The organism is Mesorhizobium sp. M7A.T.Ca.US.000.02.2.1, from assembly GCF_003996995.1.
Lineage (GTDB): Bacteria > Pseudomonadota > Alphaproteobacteria > Rhizobiales > Rhizobiaceae > Mesorhizobium.
This window is the reverse complement of record NZ_RZTT01000771.1, coordinates 1-1,236: the sequence shown is the minus strand read 5'-3', so window position 1 is coordinate 1,236 and position 1,236 is coordinate 1. Positions and strand designations below refer to the sequence as shown.

Here is a 1,236-nt window from a genome sequence, read left to right as displayed (position 1 = left end):
GATCGAGATCGGTGCGGCGGCGATTTCAGCCGCCGACTTGTCGATGCCGGTGGCAACCACCGAGACGCGGATGACGCCTTCGAGTTCCTCGTCGAAAGTGGCGCCCAGGATGATGTTGGCGTCCTGGTCGACCTCCTCGCGGATACGGGTCGCGGCTTCGTCGACTTCGAACAGCGTCAGGTCGCGGCCGCCGGTGATCGAGATCAGCAGGCCCTTGGCGCCCTTCATCGAGGTCTCGTCGAGCAGCGGGTTGGCGATCGCCGCTTCGGCGGCGGCCATCGCGCGGCCCTCGCCGGAAGCCTCGCCGGTGCCCATCATCGCCTTGCCCATCTCGCGCATGACGGAACGGACGTCGGCGAAGTCGAGATTGATCAGGCCTTCCTTGACCATCAGGTCGGTGATGCAGGCGACACCGGAATAGAGCACCTGGTCGGCCATGGCGAAGGCATCGGCGAAGGTGGTCTTGTCATTGGCCAGCCGGAACAGGTTCTGGTTGGGGATGACGATCAGCGTATCGACGCATTTCTGCAATTCCTCGATGCCGAAATCGGCCGTCTTCATGCGGCGCTGGCCTTCGAAGTGGAACGGCTTGGTCACGACACCGACGGTGAGGATGCCCTTTTCGCGCGCTGCGCGGGCAACGACCGGAGCAGCACCCGTACCGGTGCCGCCGCCCATGCCGGCGGTGACGAAGCACATATGGGTGTTGGTCAGGTGATCGAGGATTTCATCGATGCACTCTTCCGCCGCCGCACGGCCGACCTCCGGCTGCGAGCCTGCGCCAAGGCCTTCGGTAACGTGGGCGCCAAGCTGGATCAGCCGCGGCCTTCGACATGGTCAGCGCCTGGGCGTCGGTGTTGGCGGCGATGAATTCAGTGCCCTGAAGCTGCTCGGCGATCATGTTGTTTACGGCATTGCCACCGCCGCCGCCGACGCCGATCACGGTGATCTTGGGTCTCATCTCGGAGATTTCGGGCTTCTTGAACTCGGCCATGCCTGTTTCTCCTTCGCCAATTGCGCGCGCTTCACGACCCACCCGCAGACTGCCTTGAAACCTTGCAATCGAGTGGCATGATGCGAATCACTCCGTTGCGATGGGTAGCCCAAAAAGCCAGACAGCGGCCAGAGGTGCAAGTGCATGCGAGGTCAAGATTTGTGATGACGGTTTTGCACAGCGTGGCTCGGGCGCTGCGCGCGCCAGATCTGACCGCAGCGAACTCGCCGCCCCCGCCGGTA

The 1,236-nt window shown here is 63.6% G+C and carries 1 pseudogene; it reads right to left on the bottom strand.

Annotated elements, in window-relative coordinates:
• Positions 1-994, bottom strand: a pseudogene (gene ftsZ, locus EOD15_RS34475) (cell division protein FtsZ); the annotation flags it as partial.
• Between the last annotated feature and the right edge of the window lie 242 nt (positions 995-1,236).